Source organism: Microbacterium xanthum (genome assembly GCF_034531355.1).
Classification (GTDB): Bacteria; Actinomycetota; Actinomycetes; order Actinomycetales; family Microbacteriaceae; genus Microbacterium; species Microbacterium xanthum.
Genome location: NZ_JAWHUE010000001.1, coordinates 762356 through 784084, shown reverse-complemented (window position 1 = coordinate 784084; position 21729 = coordinate 762356). Strand labels below are relative to the sequence as shown.

Annotated in this window: 19 protein-coding genes; 15 read left to right on the top strand and 4 right to left on the bottom strand. The window is 70.2% G+C overall.

Annotated elements, in window-relative coordinates:
- Positions 1-40 precede the first annotated feature (40 nt).
- A complete protein-coding gene (locus RZO50_RS03710; protein ID WP_322598339.1) occupies positions 41-2767 on the top strand; it encodes a putative Ig domain-containing protein in 2727 nt (908 codons plus the stop codon).
- Positions 2768-2872: 105 nt separating this feature from the next.
- On the top strand, positions 2873-4051 hold the full coding sequence (gene hpxO, locus RZO50_RS03705) for an FAD-dependent urate hydroxylase HpxO (protein ID WP_322598338.1): 1179 nt from the start codon (positions 2873-2875) through the stop codon (positions 4049-4051).
- A gap of 252 nt (positions 4052-4303) precedes the next feature.
- Here the strand turns inward: hpxO and RZO50_RS03700 are convergent, their stop codons facing one another.
- The gene (locus RZO50_RS03700) at positions 4304-5089 is read right to left on the bottom strand and encodes a maleylpyruvate isomerase N-terminal domain-containing protein (protein ID WP_322598337.1); all 786 of its coding nucleotides are present in this window, start codon (positions 5087-5089) and stop codon (positions 4304-4306) included.
- A gap of 50 nt (positions 5090-5139) precedes the next feature.
- Here RZO50_RS03700 and RZO50_RS03695 point away from each other — a divergent pair, with 50 nt between their 5' ends.
- Together RZO50_RS03695 and RZO50_RS03690 are read left to right on the top strand one after the other, a co-directional pair.
- Positions 5140-5655, top strand: a complete 516-nt coding sequence (locus RZO50_RS03695; protein WP_322598336.1) for an adenine phosphoribosyltransferase — start codon at positions 5140-5142, stop codon at positions 5653-5655.
- A 60-nt stretch (positions 5656-5715) separates the two neighbouring features.
- Positions 5716-6522 carry a MerR family transcriptional regulator gene (locus tag RZO50_RS03690; RefSeq protein ID WP_322598335.1) on the top strand — a complete coding sequence of 269 codons (807 nt, stop codon included), beginning with the start codon at positions 5716-5718 and terminating at the stop codon, positions 6520-6522.
- A 31-nt stretch (positions 6523-6553) separates the two neighbouring features.
- Here the strand turns inward: RZO50_RS03690 and uraH are convergent, their stop codons facing one another.
- The gene (gene uraH / locus RZO50_RS03685; RefSeq protein ID WP_322598334.1) at positions 6554-6904 is read right to left on the bottom strand and encodes a hydroxyisourate hydrolase; all 351 of its coding nucleotides are present in this window, start codon (positions 6902-6904) and stop codon (positions 6554-6556) included.
- Entirely contained in the window at positions 6901-7428 is a 528-nt protein-coding gene (uraD, locus tag RZO50_RS03680; RefSeq protein WP_322598333.1) for a 2-oxo-4-hydroxy-4-carboxy-5-ureidoimidazoline decarboxylase, read from the bottom strand. The genes uraH and uraD overlap by 4 nt, the downstream gene beginning before the upstream one ends.
- 129 nt (positions 7429-7557) lie before the next feature.
- On the opposite strand from uraD, the gene allB reads away from it, so the two are divergent.
- The 11 genes from allB to RZO50_RS03620 all read left to right on the top strand — a co-directional run bounded on the left by allB (position 7558) and on the right by RZO50_RS03620 (position 20868).
- Positions 7558-8934 carry an allantoinase AllB gene (gene allB, locus RZO50_RS03675; RefSeq protein ID WP_322598332.1) on the top strand — a complete coding sequence of 459 codons (1377 nt, stop codon included), beginning with the start codon at positions 7558-7560 and terminating at the stop codon, positions 8932-8934.
- Between the two features lie 22 nt (positions 8935-8956).
- Positions 8957-11341 carry an amidase family protein gene (locus RZO50_RS14700; RefSeq protein ID WP_416211531.1) on the top strand — a complete coding sequence of 795 codons (2385 nt, stop codon included), beginning with the start codon at positions 8957-8959 and terminating at the stop codon, positions 11339-11341.
- A gap of 55 nt (positions 11342-11396) precedes the next feature.
- Positions 11397-12614, top strand: a complete 1218-nt coding sequence (locus RZO50_RS03660) for a pyridoxal-phosphate-dependent aminotransferase family protein (protein ID WP_322598331.1) — start codon at positions 11397-11399, stop codon at positions 12612-12614.
- Positions 12611-13921: a Zn-dependent hydrolase gene (locus tag RZO50_RS03655; RefSeq protein ID WP_322598330.1), complete on the top strand. Its 1311-nt coding sequence runs from the start codon at positions 12611-12613 to the stop codon at positions 13919-13921. Before RZO50_RS03660 ends, RZO50_RS03655 begins: the two co-directional genes overlap by 4 nt.
- A gap of 95 nt (positions 13922-14016) precedes the next feature.
- Entirely contained in the window at positions 14017-15393 is a 1377-nt protein-coding gene (locus RZO50_RS03650; protein WP_322598329.1) for an amidohydrolase family protein, read from the top strand.
- Positions 15394-15551: 158 nt separating this feature from the next.
- Entirely contained in the window at positions 15552-16631 is a 1080-nt protein-coding gene (locus tag RZO50_RS03645) for an ABC transporter substrate-binding protein (RefSeq protein ID WP_322598328.1), read from the top strand.
- Between the two features lie 20 nt (positions 16632-16651).
- Entirely contained in the window at positions 16652-17470 is an 819-nt protein-coding gene (locus RZO50_RS03640) for an ABC transporter ATP-binding protein (RefSeq protein ID WP_194424217.1), read from the top strand.
- On the top strand, positions 17460-18290 hold the full coding sequence (locus RZO50_RS03635; RefSeq protein ID WP_322598327.1) for an ABC transporter permease: 831 nt from the start codon (positions 17460-17462) through the stop codon (positions 18288-18290). The genes RZO50_RS03640 and RZO50_RS03635 overlap by 11 nt, the downstream gene beginning before the upstream one ends.
- Positions 18287-19183, top strand: a complete 897-nt coding sequence (locus tag RZO50_RS03630; protein WP_322598326.1) for an ABC transporter permease — start codon at positions 18287-18289, stop codon at positions 19181-19183. The genes RZO50_RS03635 and RZO50_RS03630 overlap by 4 nt, the downstream gene beginning before the upstream one ends.
- 4 nt (positions 19184-19187) lie before the next feature.
- Positions 19188-20225: an adenosine deaminase gene (add, locus tag RZO50_RS03625; RefSeq protein ID WP_322598325.1), complete on the top strand. Its 1038-nt coding sequence runs from the start codon at positions 19188-19190 to the stop codon at positions 20223-20225.
- A gap of 10 nt (positions 20226-20235) precedes the next feature.
- Complete coding sequence (locus RZO50_RS03620) at positions 20236-20868, top strand: helix-turn-helix domain-containing protein (RefSeq protein ID WP_322598324.1); 633 nt, start codon at positions 20236-20238, stop codon at positions 20866-20868.
- A gap of 171 nt (positions 20869-21039) precedes the next feature.
- Here the strand turns inward: RZO50_RS03620 and RZO50_RS03615 are convergent, their stop codons facing one another.
- The gene (locus RZO50_RS03615; RefSeq protein ID WP_322598323.1) at positions 21040-21630 is read right to left on the bottom strand and encodes a nucleoside deaminase; all 591 of its coding nucleotides are present in this window, start codon (positions 21628-21630) and stop codon (positions 21040-21042) included.
- Between the last annotated feature and the right edge of the window lie 99 nt (positions 21631-21729).

Here is a 21729-nt window from a genome sequence, read left to right as displayed (position 1 = left end):
CGTACCCCGTGTGACGCGACGACGATCCGTGGCGCGAAGAATGACGGCCGTCTGCGCCGCGGCCGCGATGCTGCTGGGGGGCATCGCGACCGCGCAGGCGGCATCGGCGGCATCGACCGAGGTCGCCGCCGGCGCCATCGGCCCAGGTCGCGACATGGCGGTGAAGTCCATCGCGATGACCGATGACCACTGGCAGGACGGATCGAGCCCCCTCGTCACCATGAGCGTGATCGACCCGGACGCCCCGACCGGCTACGTGCGGATCGTGCTGCCGAACGGGCAGTGTCTCACCGACCAGTGGACCTACAACAACCCCGGATCCTTCGGGGACCGCGTCCGCGACCAGATCGGCCAGACCTGCTCGTCGGTCAACACCAAGCAGCAGTTCATGATCGAGCCCATCGTCGAAGAGCCCCGTGGCGACAGTGCGCCCGGGGAGAACCGGCATCAGTTCCGCATCGTCAGCGTGACCACCGGGAACTGCTTCTTCAGCTACCGGGACGGTCTGAACGGCCTCGGCAACATCGAGGCGTGGGACACGCGGGCGGCGAACAAGCCCGCGCGCGGATTCATCGAGTGCGGCGCCGACGCGTACTGGAAGCCGAATGCCGTGGGCACGACCGGCCAGATCAAGGTCGCCATCGACCCCACGGCGCAGTCCTTCGGGGTCTACAACGACCAGAAGGACTCCCAAGGGTGGTGGGTCCACTGGTCGTGGCTGCTGCAGCGGGCCGCCGTGCAGGGCGCCTACGACTGCGCAGCCAACGGCGGAAGCACCTGCGAGGTGCGGCTTCCCGGCTCCAGCACATGGCTGGCGGCCACCGACTCGGCCGTCACCCAGAGCGGCGTCCAATCGCAGAGGTTGATCGGATGCGGATCCGGGGTCGAGGGGGTCGGAAACCCCCAGGAGTTCAACAACGGGCCATCGCCGGAGGAGAAGACGGTCGCGAGCTCGATCACCAGCAGTCACCAGCGCACCGTGTCGGACGGCCACACCTTCTCGATCAGTGCCGGCGTCAAGGGCGGCGTGAAGGATGTCTGGGAGGCCAGCGGCTCGGTCACGTACACGTACGACCACAAGGAGGCGAAGACCGTCGCCGATTCCCGCACGTCGCAGACGTCCTCGAAGATCAGCATCCCGCCGTACCAGTACTTCATGTACGCGTGGACCGAGACCGTCTACACCCTCGAGGGCGACTGGAAGTACGGCATCCGCGGCTACGACGCCGGCTACGTCTCGCACGTCAGCTCCACCTACCCGGCCAGCGTCGGGGGGCTCGACGTGCAGGTAGCCGCGCCCACCGTGACGCAGACCAAGAAGTCCTGCCTCGCCGGCCCCGCCGCCACGAACGACGCCCTCCCCGAGCTGGCCGCGTCCGCCGACCAGTGCGTGGCCGGGGCACCGGTCATGCCGCAGCCTCTGGTCGGCACCACCGTCGTCGCGTGCCCGGGCACGTGGGACATCCCGCAGCCGACCGACCCGTCCGGGTCCGCCGACCCGGTCTGGGGCTATCAGTGGTACTACGTGGACGCGTCGGGCGCCGCGACAGACATCCCGGGAGCGACGCGGTCGACCTTCACGCTTCAGCAGGAGTCGCTCCTCGACGCGCACCGGTTCCTCGGCGTTCGGGTGTGGGAGCTCGGCGACACCTACCGCCTCCAGTCCGAGCCAGCGGTCGTCAAGGCCAGCCTCAGTCTGCACGAGACGACCGGCACCGCGGCCCGCGCGGCCGCGCCCGTGGCCGCGTCCTACATCGGTGGTCCGATGAGCACCGAACAGGGACTCGAGGTCGACCGGATGCTGGTCGCCGACGCGGATCTGGAAGGGAATCCCGCCGACGGTTCGGGTGTCGACCTCGCCGTGATCGATGGCGCGCTGCCCCCGGGGCTCTCGCTGGATCCGACCGGGCGCCTCACGGGAACGGCGACGACGGCCGGGGACTTCGCGTTCACGGTCGCCAACTCCGCCGGTGCAGGCGAGCACGCCGCGTTCGTGTTCACGGTGCACGCCGCACCCGCGTCGCTGATCGACGCGGCGACGATCGACGCCGTCGTCGGCGAGGCTCTCGCGGTCGACCTCGTGGAGACCTCGGCGGAGGTCCTCGATCTCCGGGTGGTCGAGGGGACCCTGCCGCGTGGAACATCCCTCGAGGCCTCGACCGGGCGACTCTCGGGCACCCCGGAGACGGTCGGCGTCGCGGTCTTCTCGGTCATCGACGAGGCCGACCCCTTCGCCGTCGCCCGCGAGTACACGCTCGACGTGGCGGCCGGTGCGTCGGTCCTCACCGCCGTCTCGCTGGCCGACGCGACGGTGGGCGAGGTCTACCGCGCACCGCTGGCCGGCTCGGTCGGGCAGGGTGCCGTCTTCGGCACCCACGAGGAGGCCGTCGACCTCGGGGGCCTGTGGGTGGATGCCCGCACGGGGGAGCTCGCGGGCACCCCGACCCGTGCCGGCGAGTACCGCGTGACGGTGACGGACATCACCAAGGACGGCGTCCCGTCCGAGGAGTACCGCATCCGCGTGGTGGCCGCCGACGACCCGGACTCGGGTGATTCCGGTGACTCGGGTGACTCCGGTGGCGACACCGGGGACAGCGGTGGTACCGGGGGTACCGCCGACGACCAGGCGAGCGGCGGGACCACCGGCGACCTCGCCACGACCGGCGCCGATGCGGCATCCTTCCTTCCGCTGGTGGGCGCCGCGCTCTCGCTGCTCGGTGCCGGGACTGTCGTTCTCCTGGTTCGCCGCTCGCGGGCCCGGACCTGACGGGTCGGGTGCGGGCGTCTCGCGAGGGGCGCCCGCACCCGATGCGCCCCCCCCGGCGCATCCCGTGTAACAGGCTCGTGACACACGACGCCTAATGTTCACCACATGAAGATCGTCATCATCGGCGCCGGAATCGGCGGAGCCAGCGCCGGGATCGCCCTGCAGCGCCTCGGACACGACGTCGTGCTCTACGACAAGATGCGCGAGAACAAGCCGGTCGGGGCGGCGCTGTCGCTGTGGTCCAACGGCGTGAAGGTCCTCAACTGGCTGGGCCTGGCCGACGAGGTCGCCGCCCTCGGCGGGCGGATGGACGACATGGCCTACTACGAGGGCGTGAGCGGTGAAGAGATGTGCCGTTTCTCCCTGGAGCCGGTGACGACCCTCACCGGGCAACGCCCGTATCCCGTGGCCCGGGCCGACCTGCAGGCGCTCCTGATGGACACCTTCGGGCGGGAGAACATCCACCTCTCGCGCACCGCGACGGCGCTCGACGATGACGGCAAGACCGTGACGATCACCTTCGCCGACGGGTCGACCGACACCGCCGACATGGTCATCGGCGCCGACGGTGCGCGATCCTTCGTGCGCGACCATGTCACCGGCGGCGGCATCCAGCGGGAGTACTCGGGCTACACGAATTTCAACGGCCTCGTCCCGGCGAACGAGGCCATCGGGCCCGTCCATCAGTGGACGACCTACGTCGGCGACGGCAAGCGCTGCGCCGTCATGCCGGTCGCCGACGATCGCTTCTACTTCTTCGTCGACATCCCGCAGCCGTCCGGCCTGCCGTACGACCGCGCCGACGGGTTGGCACCGCTGCGCGAGGCGTTCGGCTCGTGGGCCCCGGGCGTGCAGGCGCTCCTGGACTCCATCGACCCAGAGGTGTCACTCAACCGCGTCGAGATCTGGGACATCGCCCCGTTCCACACCTGGGTCAAGGGGCGCGTGGCGATCCTCGGCGACGCCGCGCACAACACCTCGCCCGACATCGGCCAGGGGGCGTGCTCTGCGCTCGAGGACTCCTTCGCTCTCGCCACGGCCGTCGCGACGAACACGATCTCGGTCGAAGACACGCTGCGGCGCTACGAGAAGTCGCGCACCGTGCGAGCCGGCGAACTCGTCGACCGTGCCCGCAAGCGCGCCCACGAGACCCACGCCTTCGATCCGGATGCCACCGAGGCCTGGTACGAGAGTCTTCGCGGGGCGGACGGGGCCGGCATCATCCGCGGCATCGTCGGCAACATCGAGGACAGTCCCATCAACCTCGGCGTCGGCACCCTCTGATCCGGACCTTCGTCCCGCCGCGGTGCCCGCTGGCACGCGGAGCTCGCCGAGGATCCCTCCGCGTGCGGCGAGGTGTCCTCGTCCGGCGGATTCCGACAGCGTGTGACAGGTGAGCGGTCGGTCGCGCGCGGTCTGTGGTGTGCGCGAGGGGTTCGGTTGCCGCTGGGTGTCGCTCTGCGGCTGGATTCCGACACCGGGTGACGGGTGAGTGGTCGCTCACCGCGGCTCTCGGGGGCGGGAGTGTGGGGCGTCCTAGGGATGCACGGGGGCGTCCCGGTAGGCGGCGACGGTCGCCAGCGACCCGGTGATCGAGAAGCGGTCGGGGAGGTCCTCGGGCACCGCGCGGTCCCAGGCGAACAGCGCGATGTCGCCCAGGGATCCCGTCACCACGGTGGCGGCGGGATCGCCCGCCGGATCGGCTGAGCGGATGATCGTCCAGTCGGCGGACACATGCCAGGACACAGCGGCGTCGGACGCGACGAGCTCGAGGGGTGCGGGGAGCGGTGCGAGGCCACCCCGGACGGCGCGCGCCAGGAACACCGCGTAGAGCTCGTCGACGATGTCGGCGGCCATTTCGAGTCCACCCGCCTCCGGCAGCCCGGGTACCTCGGTCGTCGCGGTCCCGATGTCCCACAGGTGCTTCCGCGCCTCGTGCGCCTGGCGGCGCGCCCAGAAGCCGACCGTCCCGCCCGGAACGAACGACCAGCATTCCGCGGCAGCGTCCCGCGCCTCGATCTCGGACGCGAGGGCCGACGATCCCTCGACGAACCAGGAGATGCGCTCGCGGCCGGACGGTCGCACGTGATCGGCGCGGTCGACGGCCCCGCCGGTGCGCAAGACCGCGGCGGACCACCGCTGGATCTGCCCGAGATGGTCGATCATCCCCCCGACGGTGGGCCAGGCAGCCGACGCGATCGGCGCCTCCGGGTCGAGCGCGGCGGCGTCGGCGGCGAAGCGGTCGGAGAGGCTGCGGATCGCGGCGGCGAAGGCGAGCGGCTCCGGTGCCGGCCCCAGCGGGCGGCGCGTGGCGGCGGTCATGCGCCCATCCTGACAGCAGGCGCGGTCCGCGCGCCGGGTAGTGTTGCCGGGTGCACGCAGACCTCGCCCGCGCCGAACAGCTCATCGCCGTCGTTCCGGACTTCCCCGAACCGGGGGTCCTCTTCCGCGACATCGCCCCGCTGCTGGCCGACGCAGCCGCCTTCCGCGTGTGCGTCGAGGCCCTCGTCGAACCGTTCCGTGGCCGTTTCGACGTCGTCGCGGGCATCGAGGCGCGAGGTTTCCTGTTGGCCGGCGCCGCCGCCGTGGCGACCGGCACCGGTATGGTGCCGATCCGCAAGGCGGGCAAGCTGCCACGGCCCGCCGCGACGGTGTCGTACGCCCTCGAGTACGGTGAAGCCGCGGTCGAGGCGTCGGACGACATCCCCGCCGGTTCCCGCGTGCTCGTGCTCGACGACGTGCTCGCCACCGGTGGCACGCTTCGCGCCAGCCACCAGCTGCTCGGGGAGCTCGGCGCCGAGGTGATCGGCAGCGCGGTGCTGCTCGAGCTCGAGGCGCTCGGCGGCCGCGCCGTCGCCGGTGACGTGCACACCGTCTTCACCGCCTGAGAGACGTCGATGCGGGACACTTGACCCTGACACGGTGTCAGGGGGTGGAGTGGGACCACCATGTTGAGTATCGGAGAGTTCGCCCGCATGGCGGGTGTGTCGGTGAGGATGCTGCGTCACTACGACCGGCTCGGAATCCTCGTGCCGGCGCGGGTCGACGCGCACACCGGCTACCGCTCGTATTCGGCGAGTCAGCTGCCGCGCGCCAACCAGCTCGTCGCCCTGAAGGACCTCGGCTTCTCGCTCGAGCAGGTCGGGGCGATGCTGGGCGACGGGCTCACCGCCGGGAGGGTGGAGGCCCTCTTGGCTGCGCGTCGGGATGAGCTGCGGGCCCAGGTCGCGCAGGACACCGTGCGCATCAGCCGCATCGAGGCGAAGCTCCGATTGATCGAGAGAGGACCGATCATGTCCGAGTACACCGAATTCCCCTTGCCCGCCGTCGCCCTGGTGGGGCTCACGGCCGGAGTCGCGTCGATCGAGGAGATCGAGGGCGACATCGGCCCCATGTTCGACCGGGTCAACGGCGCGGTGGATGCGGCATCGGCGAACCGAGTCGGCCCGGGCGTCGCGACCTACGAGGTCGAGGGCGAGGGCATGCGCGTGGTCGTCGGCGAGCAGGTGGGCGATGCGCCCGTCCCGGCGGGGCTGCAGCGCATCGACGTCGCCGCGGCCGACCGCGCGGTGACGACCCGGCTCGAAGCCCCGGATCTGTCGGGGATCCAGGCTGCCTGGCAGGGTCTGATGGGCGAGGTCGAGCGTCGCGGGCTGCGTCCGGCCGGCGCGGGTCGCGAGGTCTACCTGCAGACGCCGTTCGATGGCCCGGACGCCTCGGGCTGGGTCATCGATCTGCAGCAGCCCGTCTCCTGACGCTGCCCTGTTCGCCTGACGCCTCCCGGGGTCAGCTGCCGCGATAGGTCGAGTACGCGAACGGGCTGAGCAACAGCGGGACGTGCAGGTGCGGCGTCTCGCCCTCCTGCGCGGGAGTGACGGTGAAGCTCACCGTCACGAGCGGGTAGAACGCGTCGACCTGCTGTGCCTCGAAGTATGCGCCGGTGGCGAAGGTGATTAGGTACGTGCCGGGATCGAGCAGCTCGGGACCGAGGGCGAGGCGGCCGTCGTCGTCGGTGAGTCCGTCGGCGATGTGCGCGACCTCTCCCGAATCGTGGAGGCGGGCGAGCGCGATGCTCATGCTGCGCGCCGGCAGACCCTGCGAGGCGTCGAGAACGTGGGTGGTCAGGTGAGTGGTCATGACACCGGCTTTCCGTTCGTGCCGCCGGAGCCCACGACGGCACCGCGCAGTCGCAGCAAGGCGATCTCGGCCAGCTGCGTGCAGGCCTCGGCGGTCTCGGTCTCGTCGTCGTTGCTCAGCCGGCGTTGCAGCTCGGCGAGGATCTGGTCGGGGGTGCGGCCGGCGGCGCGGATGAGGAAGACACGGCCGAAGCGCTTCTCGTAGTCGGTGTTGCCCGCGGCGATCGCGGCCACTACGGCCGGGTCGGCGTCGGTCATGCCCGATTGCTCGCGGCGCGATGCGGCGGCCTCGGCGTTCGCCCCCTCGGGCTTCTCACCGATACGCGGGTGCTGCGACAGCGCTTCGGCGAGCTCGGCCGCGCCCCATCCCTTCGCCTGCTCCGCGGCGTGCGCGGTCAGCATGTCGATGGAGGCGTAGGGGCGGGACGCGACGATGTCGTCGACCCAGGAGGGGACCGCCGCCCACACCCGCACGAGGTCGCGGGCGGTGGGCTCGTCGAGGGTGTTGAAGTCGTCGAGATGCACGAGCGCACGTTACCGCGGATGCGTTTCCCGCAGATGACGCGCGTCCCGTTCCGCGGGACCGCGGAGGCGGCGCGAAGAATGTTCGTGCAGGTAACACCGCGGAAACGCGCCGCGCGTAACGTCGGCCGCGTGAAACCCGTGCGCACCGCGATCCGTGCTCGACGAGCCTTCATCGACGGATCCTTCCAGCCCGCCACCGTCGTGCTCGACGACGGGCGCATCGTCGACATCCTCGACCCGGCGGAGAAGACGCACACCGAGTGGCGAGTCCTCGTGCCCGACGATGCGGTTCTCCTGCCAGGCCTGGTCGACTCGCATGTGCACGTCAACGAGCCGGGGCGCACCGAGTGGGAGGGGTTCCGCTCGGCGACCCTCGCCGCGGCCGCCGGGGGGATCACGACGATCATCGACATGCCGTTGAACTCCGTCCCGCCGACGATCACCCCGGGCGCGCTCGAGGTCAAGCGCGCCGCGGCGGCGGCCTCGGCGTACATCGATGTCGGTTTCTGGGGCGGGGCCGTCCCGGAGAACCTCGGTCGACTCGCCCCGCTGCATCACGCCGGCGTGTACGGCTTCAAGTGCTTCCTCGCGCCGTCGGGTGTCGACGAGTTCGGACACCTCACGACAGCGCAGATGGCGGAGGCGATGACCGAGATCGCCGCGATCGGCTCGCAGCTGATCGTGCATGCCGAAGACCCCACCTTCCTCGGTCCCGACGGGCCGCTCGGCCGCGACTACGACGGTTTCCTTCGCTCGCGCCCGCCCGCGAGCGAAGAGGCGGCGATCACGAGCGTCATCGATGCGATGCGTCGCACCGGGGCGCGCGCACACATCCTCCACCTCAGTGACGCCCACGCCCTGCCCGCGATCCGGCAGGCGAAGGCCGAGGGCCTGCCCCTCACGGTCGAGACGTGCCCGCACTACCTCACCCTCATCGCCGAAGAGATCGCCGACGGGGCGGGGGAGTTCAAGTGCTGCCCACCCATCAGGGAGGCGTCCAACCGAGATCTGCTGTGGGAGGGCGTGCTCGACGGCACGATCGACGGCATCGTCAGCGACCACTCGCCCTCGACGGTCGAGCGCAAGCGCGACGGCGACGGGGACTTCGGTCTCGCGTGGGGCGGCATCGCCGGCCTCCAGGTCGGGATGTCGGCGGTGTGGACCGAGGCGCGCGAGCGCGGCATCCCCCTGGAGAAGATCGTGCCGCTCTTCTCGACGGGACCCGCGGCGATCGCGGGCGTGGACGCGGGACGCATCGAGGTCGGTGCCGCAGCGAACCTGACGGTGTTCGGTGTCGACGATCCGCTGCACGTCGACGTGCACGAGCTGTTCCATCGCAATCCGATATCGGCATACGACGGTCGGCACCTCACCGGACGCACCCGACGCACGTGGCTGCACGGGTGCTCGGTCTTCGACGTCGCCGAGGGCGCCGCGGGCGAGGCCCCGCCGTGGCGCAGCAACCCCGCAGGCCGCTTGCTCAGCCGAGCGGATGCGGTCCGGTGACCACATGGATGAGGATGGCGACATGACCCAGGCGTTCGAGATCCTGCAGCCCGGCCGCGGCGAGATCCCCGGCGACCACTACCTGCCCGCGCGCCTGGACACGGTCACGTGGGGGCGTCTGCCGTGCGAGACCGACGCCGCCGTCCTGCGCATCACCCCGGGTGAGACCGTGACGATCGACACCGTCAGTCACGAGGGCATCCTCGAAGATCAGGGCAAGGACCCGCGTGCGTTCTTCGGGCGGCACGGGGTGGCCTCCGATGCCGTGCTCGACGACGCCGTTCAGATCGCCGCCGAGCTCTCCCGCGACCCGCAGCACGACGGGCCGCATGTGGTGACCGGGCCCATCCACGTCGAGGGCGCCGAGCCGGGCGACCTGCTGGCGATCACGGTCGAGCGGCTCGACCCGCGCGTGCCGTACGGCGTCATCTCGAACCGGCACGGCAAGGGCGCCCTCGTCGGCGAACTGCCGCGGGGCGAGCACAACGTCAGCGTGTTCTCGCCCGTCCACGAGCGGGCGGGGCAGCTCTACGGGGCGCTGCCGTTGCACGACACACTCGAGGGCACATCCGACGTCGAGCGGCAGGTCGAGTACCCCCTCGCGCCTTTCCTCGGCACGATGGGCCTCGCCGTCTCCGGGGCGCAGCGCCCCCATTCGGTCCCTCCCGGACCGCACGGCGGCAACATCGACATCAAGCTGCTGACGGTGGGTACGACCCTCTACCTGCCGGTGCAGGTCGCCGGTGCCCTCGCGTACGTCGGCGACCCGCACTTCGCGCAGGGCGACGGCGAGGTGGCCCTCACCGCCCTCGAGGCGTCGTTGCGCGCCACGTTGCGCTTCGACGTCGTCCCGGCGGCGGAGGCGCACGCGCGGTTCGGCGTGCTCGACGGCCCGCTGGTGAAGACGCACGAGTATCTGGTGCCGACGGGGATGCACGAAGACCTCGGCGAGGCCATGCGGCGGTGTGTGCGCGCCTCGCTGTCCCTTCTGCATGCCCGATACGGCATGGATGAGCATCTCGCCTACGCGTACCTCTCGGCCGCGGTGGACTTCGACATTTCGCAGGTCGTCGACATCGTCTGCGGGGTGCACGCGCGCATCCGTGAAGCCGACTTCGACGGCCCGGCCGAGATGGCGGCGACCCACGCGTCCACGACCGGTTTCGACGCCGTGGGCGGAGCCTTCGACGCGTCCGTGTGGCGCACCGTCGGCGACCCGTTGTACCAGGGCGCGTGGGAGGGGCCGCTGAAGGGACTGACCGTGGCGGTCAAGGACGTCTTCGCGATCAAGGGATACCGCATCGGCGCCGGCAACCCGACCTTCCTCGACGGCGCACGGCCGGAACCGCGCACCGCGCCGGCGGTGGGTGACCTCCTGCGCGGGGGAGCGTCGCTGCGCGGCATCGCCCGCACCGATGAGTTCGCGTATTCGATCGCGGGCGACAACGTCCACTACGGCACACCGACCAACCCCGCCGCCCCGTGGGCGCTGCCGGGCGGTTCCTCCAGCGGCCCGGCGACCGCCGTCTCGCTCGGCCATGCCGACATCGGCCTCGCGACCGACACCGCCGGCTCGGTCCGGGTCCCGGCGTCGTACCAGGGGCTGTGGGGCCTGCGCACGACCCACGACTTCGTGCCGCGCCAGGGGATGCTGCCGCTCGCGCAGTCCTTCGACACCGTCGCGTGGCTCACCCGCGACGGCGAGACCCTCCGCCGCGTCGCCGACTGGTGCCTCAGCTACGACGGGTCCGAGTCGACCGAGAGCGTCTACGGCCCTTCCGCCGAAGACCTGCCGTGGCGGTTCCTCGTGCCCCGGGAGGCGCTCGCCGTCGTCGAGCCCGAGACGCGCGCCGCTTTCGAGCGGATGCTGACGCTGCTGGCCGCGGCGGACGAACCGCCCGAGGTCGGTGCCGTCTCGATCGGAGACCTCGACGACTACGCGGTCCCCTTCCGCGCCGTGCAGGGCGCCGAGGCGTGGCGCAACAACGGCGATTGGCTGCGCGAGCACCCCGGCGCCGTCGGCCCCGCCGTCGGGGAACGCTTCCGGGCGGCCTCGCAGGTGACCTCCGCGCACGAGACCGAGGCGCGCGCGGCGGTGAAGGCGATCGCGCAGAGCCTCGCCGGAATCGTCCGCGGCGGGGTCCTCCTCCTGCCGACCGCCCCCGGTCCCGCGCCGTCGCGCACGGCGGAACCGGCTGACGTCGACGCCACCCGCCTGGCCAGCCTCCGCATGACCACACCGGCGGCCGTGGCCGGCTTGCCCTCGGTGTCGGTCCCCCTCATGACGGTCGCGACCCCGGACGGACCAGCACCCGTCGGGGTGTGTCTGGTCTCCCCGGCGGGGACCGACCTCGCCCTGGTCCGCCTGGCGCAGCGCCTTCACGCCACCCTCACCCGCACTGCGTGACCCTTCGAGAGCCCCGACGAGTCCGCGCATCCGACGAACCCCGATCAGAGACACCATGACTTTCCCCGCACCCATCGACCCGCCCGCCCGTCTGCTCATGGGCCCCGGCCCGATCTCGGCCTACCCGAGTGTGCTGCGCGCCATGTCGGCGCCGCTCGTCGGGCAGTACGACCCGTTCATGACCGCCACCATGACCGAGACGCAGGCGCTGTACCGCGAGGTCTTCGCGACGGAGAACGACGCGACGGTGCTCATCGACGGCACGTCCCGCGCCGGCATCGAGGCGGCCATCACCTCTCTCGTGCGCCCGGGCGAGAAGGTGCTCGTACCCGTGTTCGGGCGTTTCGGCCACCTGCTCGCCGAGATCGCCGAACGCGCGATGGCCGAGGTCCACACCATCGAGGTGGAGTGGGGGCAGGTGTTCACGGCGACGGCGATCGAAGAGGCGATCGTGCGCGTGCAGCCGACCCTGCTCGCGATCGTGCAGGGCGACACCTCGACCACGATGTGCCAGCCGCTGGAGGAGATCGGCGAGATCTGCCGCCGTCACGGTGTGCTGTTCTACACCGATGCCACCGCCTCCCTCGGCGGCAACGCCTTCGAGGCGGATGCGTGGGGGCTGGATGCGGCGACCGCCGGCCTGCAGAAGTGCCTGGGTGGTCCCTCGGGTTCGGCCCCGCTGACCCTGAGCGATCGGGCCGTGAAGGTCGTGCGTTCGCGCAAGCGCATCGAGGCGGGTATCCGTGAGGCGGACGACGCGAGCGCCGACGACTTCGTGCGCTCGAACTACTTCGATCTCGGCATGGTCCTCGACTACTGGGGGCCGCGCCGGCTGAACCACCACACCGAGGCGACCACGATGCTCTACGGCGCGCGGGAGTGCGCCCGTGTGCTCCTGCTCGAGGGGCGCGACGCGGTGATCGAGCGGCACCGTCGCATCGGCGAGGCGATGCTCGCCGGCGTGCAGGGGCTGGGCCTGACCGTCTTCGGCGATGTCGCACACAAGATGACCAACGTCGTGGCCGTCGAGATCCCCGAGGGCGTGGCCGGCGACGCGGCGCGGCAGGCGATGCTCGAGGACTTCGGCATCGAGATCGGCACCTCCTTCGGCCCGCTGCACGGCCGCGTGTGGCGTATCGGCACGATGGGCTACAACGCGCGACCGGATGCGGTCTTCAGCACGCTCGCGGCGCTCGAGCACGTGTTGCGACGCTTCGGTGCGCGCGTGCCGGTCGGTGGCGGCGTCGACGCGGCCGCGGACGCGCTCTCGTGAACGCCTCGCTGCTGCAGGTCTCCCCCGACGCGATCGCCGCGTCGGCTCGCCGCGTGATGGGGAGGTGCGACGAACTGGCCCGCGAGACCTCGATGGAAGGCGGCATCGAGCGGGTCTACCTGTCGCCCGAGCACGCGCGGGTGAACCGCCTGGTGGCCGAGTGGATGCGCGAGCTGGGTATGACCACGCGGCAGGACGCCGCAGGCAACCAGGTCGGACGGCTCGGATCCGACCCCCGCGGCGCGACGACCGGCGACGAGCCGGCCCTCATGCTCGGCTCGCACCTGGACACCGTCCCCGACGCGGGCCGCTTCGACGGCATGCTCGGCGTGCTCATGGCGATGGAGGTCGTTCGGCTGCTGCGTGTGCGCGACGACGACCACTGGCGTTCGGCGCTCGGTTTCGCGCTGGAGATCATCGCGTTCTGGGACGAGGAGGGCACCCGTTTCGGCACGGCGCTCCTCGGCTCGTCGGCGGTGGCCGGCACCTGGAAGGACGAGTGGTGGGCCCTCACCGACGGCGACGGCACGACCCTGCGCCAGGCCTTCCTCGAGTTCGGTCTCGACCCGGGCCGGATCGGCGAGGCCGCTCGACGCCCGGACGAGCTCGTCGGCTATCTCGAGGCGCACATCGAGCAGGGGCCGGAGCTCGACCGGCGGGGCGAGTCGCTCGCGGTGGTCTCCTCCATCGCCAGCGCCCGTCGCTTCCTCCTCACCGTCGAGGGTGAGGCCCGTCATGCCGGCGGCACCCCCTACGACATGCGGCGCGACGCCCTTCTGGGAGCCAGCGAGGGGGCGCTCGCGGTCGAGAGGCTCTGCCGAGCGGAGCACCACATCATCGGAACGGTCGGTCGGTTCGAGGCGTTCCCGGGCGGTGTGAACATCGTCCCCGGTGAGGCGCAGTTCTCGCTCGACCTGCGGGGAGAGTTCGACGGCGAACGCGACCGGGTCTGGCACACCCTTTCGGGTGAGCTCGACGAGATCATGGGGCGCCGCGGCCTGCGCTGGCGCGCCCGTGAGATCCACAGCGCGGCCGCCGTCTCCTGCGCGCCGATCCTGCAGGACGTCCTCCGCGAGGGCATCGGGTCGACGACGCCCACGGCCGAGGATCCGGCCACGATCTTCAGCCGCGCCGGTCACGACGGCATGGCCATGGGCGGTATCACCGACATCGGCATGCTGTTCCTCCGCAACCCCGACGGCATCAGCCACCACCCGGCGGAGTCGGTGTCGACCGGCGACGTCGCCCACGGCATCCGCGCCCTGGCCGAAGCCGTCCTGAACCTCTCCCACGCCCGCGCCTCCTGACCACCTCAGCCCCTGCCCACCATGTCCCGAATTCAGCGCTCTAGAGGGCCTGAAACAGCAGAGATCGGGACACGCATCGCCTTGACGGGACTCCTATGACCAGCCTGCTCATCACCCACGCCCGCCTCATCACGGTCCCCGCCGGAACCGACGACCCCGGCTACATCGACGGCGGCTGGATGCTCGTCGCAGACGGCCGCATCGCCGCGCTCGGCGCGGGTGAGCCGCCCGCCGGCACGACCGCCGACGAGACCGTCGACGTCGCCGGCAGCTTCGTGGCGCCCGGGTTCGTGTCGTCGCACAGCCACCTCTTCACCAGCGGCCTGCGCGGGCTCGGCGTGGCCGAGACCCTGTACGGGTGGTGCGACTCGATGCTCGGGATGACCTCGGGTGCCAGCGCCGATGACATCTACTGGTCGACCCTCCACGGCGCGCTCGACTTCCTCGGCAACGGGGTGACGACCGCCTACAACTTCACGGATCCCCTGCAGTCCTGGGAGCGGATGGTCGACGGCAAGCGCGTGGGCGACGCGCCGATGCGCGAACTGGAGTATCACACCCGCCAGGCCGACGCGTGTCTGGACGCCGGGATCCGCTTCGTCGACTCGATCGGCATGGATGCCACGGTCGGCAGCGATGAGGAGATCCACGACCGGTTCGCGAAGAGCGTCGCCCACACGCGGTCGCTCGACGCCGACTTCGCCCTCGGCGCCTCGATCATGGGCCAGGTGCAGTGGTCGCCGCGGGAGGACGCCGCCGAGGTCGAGGTCGAGGCGATGCGCCGTCTCGGGGTCACCAACCAGGCCCACTTCCTGGAGTCCCCCGAGGCGGTTCCGCTCCAGCAGTCCAAGTTCGCGCTCTATCGCGACGCCGGAGCACTCGGCCCGGACATGATGTTCGGGCACTTCATCCAGACCACGCCCGAGATCATCGAGCAGACCGCCGCCGGCGGGGCGTCGATGTCGTGGCAGCCGGCCTCGAACGGCCGCCTGGCCTCGGGGGTCGCTCTGGTGCCGGAGATGCTCGAGATGGGCATGAAGGTCGGCATGGGCCTCGACGACCAGGCCTGCACCGACGTGTCGGACCCGTGGCAGAACATGCGCATGGGTATGACGATGCAGCGTGCGCGCACGAAGGATCCGCTGTCGATGATGCCCGAGACCGTCCTGCGCCTGCACACCCTCGGCAGCGCCGAGATCATGGGCGTGGCAGATCGGGTCGGAAGTCTCGAGGTGGGCAAGTTCGCCGACTTCGTCGTCGTCGATCCGCGGCGTCCGGACGTGGGACCGCTGTGGCACCCGGTGCGTTCGTACGTGCTGTCGATGAGCCTGCGGAACCTCCAGCGCGTCTACGTCGGCGGGCGGCTCGTGTCGCAGCACGGCCTGTCGACGAACCCCCTGTCGGCCGAGGCGAGCGTGCGTGTCCACGACCGGCTGCCGAGGATCGCGGCCGAGCTCGGCCACCCGCACTGAGCCGACCGGAAGATCATCGGCGGGTGTAACGACCTCGAAACACCGCGGCCAGTGTTCGTGAAATCTACATCCCGTAGCGTCCTTCGCATGTGGAACGGGATCCGTCCCGAGCCGCAATCCCTTACCCGAGGCACCACCCGCATCAGAGGACATCTCACATGACCTTCCTTTCTTCCCGACGGGGCCGCATCTCCGCGGCACTGGCCGGCATCGCCGTGTCGGCGCTCGCCCTGACCGCCTGCGCCGGTTCGTCCGACTCCGAGCCCGCCGCCGACACCGACGACGCGGCATCCGAAGAGATGATCACCGACCTCACGGTGCAGCTCAGCTGGATCAAGAACGAGGAGTTCGCCGGCGAGTTCTTCGCCGACAGCAAGGGCTACTACACCGACGCCGGCTTCGACTCGGTCACCCTGGTCCCCGGCCCGTCGACCGGTGCGACCGAGCTCATCTCGGGCACCGCCGACATCGCCATGAGCGACGCCGTGTCGATCGGTTCGGTCGTCGCCTCCGAAGGCGCGCCGCTGAAGATCGTCGGCGCGACCTACCAGAAGAACCCCTTCACGATCCTGTCGCTGGCCGACGGCGGCAACATCGCCACGGTCGAGGACCTCGCCGGCAAGAAGATCGGTGTGCAGGACTCGAACACCGCGTTGTTCAACGCCTTCCTGGCCGCGAACGGCATGACCTCCGACGACCTCGAGATCGTCCCCGTCCAGTACGACCCGGCTCCGCTGACCAACGGTGAGGTCGACGGCTTCATGGCCTACCTGACCAACGAGTCGATCATCATCGAGCACGAGGGCTATGACACGGTCAACCTGCCCTTCGCCGACAACGGCCTGCCGTTCGTCGCCGAGACCCTCACGACGACCGACGAGATGATCTCGAGCAACCCCGAGACCATCAAGGCGTTCCTGAAGGCCGAGATCATGGGGTGGACCGACCAGGTCAACGACCCCGAGGAGGGCGCACGCCTGGCCTACGAGGAGTACGGCGCCGACCTGGGCCTGGACCCGGAGACCTCGACCGCCGGCTCGATCGCACAGAACGACCTCGTCGTGACCGACGAAGTCGAGGCGAACGGACTCTTCACGATCAGTGACGACCTCCAGGCCGCCACCATCGAGAGCCTCGCCGGCGCCGGCATCGAGCTGGCCGCGTCGGACCTCTTCGACCTCTCGCTCCTGGCCGAGGTCTACGAGGAGAACCCCGAGCTGCTCGACTTCATGGGCTGATTGAGAGTTCCACTGTGACGATTCCCGTCGCCCAGACCGGTGCCCAGGGGACGACCCTGGGCACCGGCCTGCAGATCACCGACCTGAACAAAGTCTTCTCGAGCGGCCGCAAGCAGGTGGTCGCCCTCCAGGACGCCAACCTCCACACCGACCAGGGCACGTTCCTGTCGCTGCTCGGGCCGTCGGGATGCGGCAAGTCCACCATCCTGCGCATCCTCGCCGGGCTCGAGCAGCCGACCAGCGGTACCACCCGCGTCGACGGCAAGAGCCCGAAGGAGCTGCGCAAGGAGAACAAACTCGGCATCGCCTTCCAGGATTCGGCACTGCTGCCCTGGCGCAGCGTCCTGTCGAACATCCGACTGCCCTTCGAGATCGCCGGACAGTCGGTGGACAAGGCCTACGTCGACGAGATGATCTCGCTCGTAGGCCTGAAGGGCTTCGAGAAAGCCAAGCCGGCGCAGCTGTCCGGCGGGATGCGCCAGCGCGTGTCGATCGCCCGCTCGCTCATCATGCGCCCCGAAGTGCTGCTGTTCGACGAACCCTTCGGTGCCCTCGACGACATGACCCGGCAGAAGCTCAACCTCGAGCTGTTGCGGATCTGGACCGAGAAGCCGGCCACCACCCTCCTGGTGACCCACGGCATCTCCGAGGCCATCTTCCTCTCCGACCAGGTGGCGGTCATGAGCCCGCGCCCCGGTCGGGTCAAAGAGGTCATGACCATCGACCTGCCGCGCCCGCGTCTTCCCGAGATGATGCGCAGCCCCGAATTCCACGCCTACGTCGACCAGGCTTCCGAGCTGCTCTTCGGCGAGGGAGGCGCGGCGGCCGATGACCACTGAGGCCACCTCGAAGTCCCGCACGATCGAGTGGGAGGACGTGCACCTGCCGCCGTGGCTGATCGGCACGATCGGCGGTGTCGGACTCATCGCCTTCTGGTGGATCATCTCGGCCGTCTGGGTCAGCTCCACGGGGGCCCACCCCATCCCGAGCCCTCCCGAGGTGATCGGCGCCTACATCGCCGCCGGGTGGGACTACTTCGCCCGCAACTTCGCCGTCACGCTCGCCGAGGCGGGGATCGGGTACCTGTGGGGCAACGGGCTGGCGCTGCTGCTGTCGGGCGTCGTGCTCATCGTGCCGCGGCTGGAAGGAGTCGCGATGCAGGTCGCGATCCTCACCTACTGCGTTCCGATCGTCGCGATCGGCATGCTCGCGGTCGTCCTGATCCCGCCGCCCGCCGTGGGAGAACCCTCCGGCACCGCAATCCTCCTCGCCGCGCTGTCGTGCTTCTTCACGACCGTCGTCGGCGCCCTGCTCGGCCTGAAATCGGCCGACAAGACCAGCCTGGACCTCATCACCGTCTACGGCGGGTCGAAGTTCACCCAGCTGTTCAAGGTGCGCCTGGTCGCCGCGCTGCCGGCGATCCTGAACGCCCTCAAGATCGCTGTGCCCGCCGCATTCCTCGGCGCCGTCCTGGGAGAGTTCTTCGGCAAGATCGAAGTCGGCGTGGGGCTCGCGATGGTCCTTGCCCAGCAGGCCTCGGATGCCCCGCTGGTGTGGGCGCTGGCCCTCGCTTCCGGAGCCGTCTCGCTCGCCGGGTTCGGCATCGTCGGCATCATCGCGCGGGTGGCCGCGCCCTGGTCGAAGGGAAGTGCGTCATGACATCCGTCACCAGCCCGCCGGTCGCGCCGCAACCGGCCACCCAGCCGGACACCTCCTCCGCGCAGCTGCAGAGCACGATGCGCAAGCAAGCCGCGACCGGGGCGTTGAAGGCGCTCCTGTGGGGCGTGGTCACCTTCGTCGGCACGATCGTGGCCGTGCTCGTGATCTGGGTCGGCGTGCTGTGGATCTTCCAGATCTCGCCGCTGATCGCCAAGGGACCGATCGACGTGTGGAACTTCCTCTTCGAGGTGCCCGCGGCCGAGGCGAACCGCGAGATGATCTTCGGCAACCTGATGGTCACCCTGGGCGACGCGGCGATCGGCTTCATCGCCGGCCTCGTGGTCGCGACCCTCGGGGCAACCGTGTTCCAGCTGAACAAGGGCATCGAGCACGCGCTCATGCCCGTCGCGATGCTGCTGCGCTCCGTGCCCCTGGTCGCCATGGCGCCGGTCATCATCCTCATCTTCGGGCGCGACTTCTGGACCCTCGCCGTCATCGGCGGCATCGTCGTGCTCTTCCCCGCCCTGGTGAACATCTCCTTCGGGCTGCGTTCGGCATCCCCCCAGATGAACGACCTCGTCGACGTCTACGGCGGCGGGGCCTGGACGAAGCTGCAGAAGGTCGCGATGCCCACCTCGCTGCCGGCATTCTTCGCGGCCGTGCGCATCTCGGTGCCGGGCGCGATCACCGGCGCGCTGCTGGCGGAGTGGCTCGCCGTCGGAGGCGGTATCGGCGGATCCATCGCGGGGTACGTGCCGCAGGCGCAGTTCAGTGCGTTGTGGACCTCCGTCGTCGCGGTCACCGCGGTGTCGCTTATCCTCTACAACGTCGTCCAGATCGTCGAGGACGTCGTCCTGGCCCGTATGGGCATGCACCCTCAGAAGGGCGTCTGATCGCTTGAGCACCACCGACCTCTCCGCCTTCGCCCACGGGCTCCCGAAGGCGGAGCTGCACCTGCACCTCGAAGGCACTCTCGAACCGGAGTTGAAGTTCGCCCTCGCGGCGAAGAACGGCATCGAACTCGACCAGAAGACCGTCGACGACGTGAAGGCCAGCTACGACTTCACCGACCTGACGAGTTTCCTCGCCGTCTACTACCCGGCCATGCAAGTGCTCCAGACCGCGGACGACTTCCACGACCTCGCCTGGGAATACCTCCAGCGCGCGAAAGCGCAGGGGGTCGTGCACGTCGAGATGTTCTTCGACCCGCAGGCGCACACCAGTCGCGGGGTGCCCTTCGCCGAGGTCATCACCGGGTACCGCCGTGCCGCCGTGCGGGCACAGGACGAACTGGGCATCTCCGCCGAGCTCATCCTGTGCTTCCTGCGCGACTTCTCCGCCGAGTATGCGATGGCGACCCTCATGGAGGCGCTCCCGTACAAGGCGTGGATCGTCGGGGTCGGGCTCGACTCCGACGAGCGCGGCAACCCGCCGGAGAAGTTCGCGGCCGTGTTCGCGCGCGCCCGTGCGGAGGGGTTCTTCCTGACGATGCACTGCGACATCGACCAGGTCGGATCGATCGACAACATCCGCACCGTGCTCGAGGACATCCAGGTGGACCGGATCGACCACGGGACGAACATCGTCGAAGACCCCGCACTCGTCGAGGCCGCCATCGCCCGGGGCATCGGTTTCACCACGTGCCCGGTGTCGAACTCCTTCGTCACCGACCAGATGAAGAGCGAGGAGATCGTCTCCCTGTTGCGTCAGGGAGCCCGCGTGATGGTCAACTCCGACGACCCCGCCTACTTCGGCGGGTACGTCGGCGACAACTACGTCGCCCTCGCCGAGCAGGCCGGCCTCACGGCGACCGACCTGGTGCAGCTGGCGATCAACTCCTTCGAGGCATCGTGGCTGACGGCGCGTCGACGCGAGGCGTTCATCGACGATGTGCGCGAGTACGCCGCGCGCGCCGGCGTCGACCTCCCCGCGTGAGGATGACGCGGTGACGAGCACGACGCTACCCGCGGGAACGACCACGGGCGGCCGCTCCGGCGGATCCGAGGTCGACCCGTCTGGCCTGCGGTTGGGGGCGCATATCCGTCACCTGCGCAAGGCCCACGGGCTGACGCTCGTGCAGGTCGCCGAGGCGACGGGGCTGTCCCACCCGTTCCTCAGCCAACTCGAACGGGGGCTCGCGCAGCCGAGCCTCGGATCCCTGCGCCGCATCGCACTCGCGCTGCAGACGAGCCCGATCGAGTTGGTCGCCGCGGCCGACGAGCCCACCCACGACCTCCCCGCCGTGGAGATCCAGCGTCGCGGTGAGCCTGCCGGCACGACGGTGCCGGATGGCTTCGCCTCGGGCACCGCGCGGCTGCTCGCTGCGGCATCCCGTCCGCTGCACCCGGTCGAGATCAGCGCCGCTGCCACCGAACCCGGGGAGGCGTTCCAGCATCCCGAAGACGAGTTCGTCTACGTCGTCGAGGGTACGGTGTTCCTCGACCTCGACGGTGATGTGCGCACCATGCACGTCGGTGACTCCGCGTACTACGCCGGCGGGGTCCTCCACCGGTGGTGGTCGGCCGATGGTGCCCCCTACCGGCTGGTGGTCGTCAAGCAGGGCGCCCGCCGCGCCTGACCTGCCGCCCCGGCCTCGCCGCCCGGCGATCGTCGGCGCGAACGGCAACCGACCGCGCACGAACTCAGGTTGGGTCCGTTCGGGTATGCGATTCTGCCCGGCACAACGGGTTTGAGCCGAGCGCCAGCCTGAGTTGGTGCACCGGTGCGGGTGGTGCGTCTGGGTCGCGGCTCAGGAGTCGCCGCGGGCGTTGTAGACGAGGCTCTCGCTGGCGCCGTAGGCGCGATACACCTCGAGGGCTTCCTCGCGGGCCACGCCGATCGTGACGTCGATGCCCCGTGCGCGGAACTGATCGGCCCAGTCCGCCACGACCGGTCCCTCGTCGAATCCCGTCAGTTCCTCGAGCTCGGGTCCTTCACCGGCGACGACGAGGGAGCGGACGCCGCTCCACATCGTCGCGCCATAGCACTGGACGCACGGGCGCCAGTTGACGATCAAGGCCAGCCGGGCGCCGTCCTCGCCGAGGTTCCAGCGTCCCAGGGCGCGTTGGGCCAGGGCGAGCGCCATGACCTCGGCGTGACCGGAGGTCACCCCCGTGCTCAGGACCACGTTGACCCCCGCGGACACCAGGTCGCCGGTGGATTCGTCGACGACGATCGCGGCGAACGGTCCGCCGTTGCCCGCGCGCCAGTTGCGGTCGGCGAGGTCGTTGACCAGGGCCATCCGATCCGCATCGGTCGCGAGCGTCCGAGGGAGTTCGTCGATCTCGGAGGTGAGCCACTCGGGCAGGGTCATCGTGTAGCTGGATGCGAGCTCGCTCATGTCGTCATTTCCTTCGTGCGGGGGACTCCTCGACGCTATCTGCACGAGATTTCCACCAGATGTCGACGCGAGTGAACGAGAGGTCGTCCTTTCGGCGGA